The sequence below is a fragment of the Neisseria sp. P0020.S003 genome (assembly GCF_051957095.1).
Classification (GTDB): Bacteria; Pseudomonadota; Gammaproteobacteria; order Burkholderiales; family Neisseriaceae; genus Neisseria; species Neisseria subflava.
On record NZ_JBQCWU010000113.1, the window covers coordinates 1 to 229 of the forward strand.

Sequence of the window (229 nt, forward strand, 5' to 3'; positions counted from 1 at the left end):
CCGCACCCCGTCTGACTGATAAAGGAACGATGCTTCATTCGGACCAAGGTGTGCTGTACCGTACGGCGGGGTATAGGGAATTGCTTGCGGAGCATTCCATGGTTCAAAGCATGTCGCGAAAGGCGAATTGTTGGGACAATGCGCCGATGGAGAGTTTCTTTGCGGTGTTGAAGACGGAGTGTTTCTATAACGCAGGTGAATTGACGGTGGACGAATTGATGAAACAGAT

At 50.7% G+C, this 229-nt stretch carries 1 pseudogene; it reads left to right on the plus strand.

Features of this window, described 5'->3' with window-relative positions:
• Positions 1-229: pseudogene (locus tag ACTHTQ_RS11585) on the plus strand (IS3 family transposase); the annotation flags it as partial.